This is a genomic window from Marinithermofilum abyssi (assembly GCF_014641195.1).
In the GTDB taxonomy this organism is placed as follows: Bacteria; Bacillota; Bacilli; order Thermoactinomycetales; family DSM-45169; genus Marinithermofilum; species Marinithermofilum abyssi.
The window spans coordinates 1-1,470 of the sequence record NZ_BMHQ01000033.1; the positions used below are offsets into that span (position 1 = coordinate 1).

The 1,470-nt window shown below is 48.6% G+C and carries 1 protein-coding gene; it reads right to left on the minus strand.

Going from position 1 to position 1,470, the window contains the following annotated elements:
* Positions 1–340: 340 nt before the first annotated feature.
* A complete protein-coding gene (locus tag IEW70_RS17595) occupies positions 341–1,021 on the minus strand; it encodes a DUF421 domain-containing protein (RefSeq protein ID WP_188649212.1) in 681 nt (226 codons plus the stop codon).
* Positions 1,022–1,470 lie beyond the last annotated feature (449 nt).

The window sequence follows — 1,470 nt, forward strand, 5'->3', positions numbered from 1 at the left end:
ATACAAACTCCATATTTCCTTGGCGGTTGGGATTGGTTTGAAACATGGTATCCGTCCTTTGTTGAAGTCTTTTCTATTACTTCAACAAAAAGAGGCTGCTGACCTTCTACCTTTGTCAGCAGCCTCAACCTGCTAAAGCAGGTTTTTTTCTGATGAAAGCCATGTTGGCCCAAAGGGAGCATAGCTTCCGTTTACCGCAAGGTAGACACAATTAAATGGGATTTACTTTCCCCTGATGGGACGTTCGCTGGTAGCGTATGTTTAGACGTACACTTTACCTGAAATGGTACGATGACTCCTGCGGGAGCTCAGCCCCTGGCTCTTTTCATTTCGTTCAGTTTTAGGATTGGGTTTCCCGGGGAACGACATGCAATCCATCCCCTTCCAGCCATTCGGCAAGAAACACTTCTTCTGTTTTTCCCACTCCATGGGCTTGAAGTTCCGATTGTAACCGTTCTTCTGTCCATCCAATTTCCCGCAGGTTGTCCAGTAAAATTTCACCGTCGATGACCAGTGTCACTGGCAGGTAAACCGGCTGCGGTGGGAGATTCAGATCCGCACGGGTGGGAGTGGAGTCATTCCACTGTTTGAGGACCGTTACTTGTCCATTCGTCTCCAGAATGGCATAGGCTACTTGACGTATGGAAAAAACGTTCTGATGCCGGAGCAGGTTTTGCAGTTCGTTCAGATCGAGTTTGTTCTTTTTCAGCTCTTTTCGATCCACAATCCCGTTGCGGATTACGATGGAGGGCTTCCCCTCCAAAAAGCTCCTTGTTTTCGGGAATTTTTGGCTCACTTTCGCCAAGATAAAAATCATCAATCCCCATAGTATGATGGCGTACAAAACAAATAAAAGGCCCACTTCCTTGTCGTAGACAGCATTGCCCAAAAGCTCCCCCAACACGATGGAAGATACGAAATAGAATGGGGTGATCTTGGTTAGTTGGACTTTGCCCAGAATTTTGGTCACGAGAAAAAGGACGATAAAGCCGACAATTAACTCAATGGTCAAATGTACCATGACGACGAGAAAACCCCTTCCATTGTTTTTCGAGGACTTTACCAGTTTTGACAGGATAGAATTCCTTCAAACACACACAAATGTTCTGTAACATCGGGTAACGTTCATCACTCCCGACTGAAGTACAGCTGGGACAGCACAAACTTGTCGGACCGGACGACTATGGGTAGTACCAGGTGAAGTAGGGGGCCAAGCGTCTGGGACGCGTCAACCCCCCCTTCCCGAACCGTACGTGCGGCTTTCACCACATACGGCTCTCCAGGAACCTACATCGGTTATTAACCGTTGTAGCACTTCCAGTCGTTTGGGGGCTGGTTGACCTCATCCGGGTTACCCCCTTCCTCGTAGAAGCTGTTCCCTGCGGCCCTTCCCCGTGTCATACCTGTTAGGGCAGGTGTTTGGGTACTATGGCCGCTCCGTGACCATATCCCTTGCGGGACGTAGGTCAT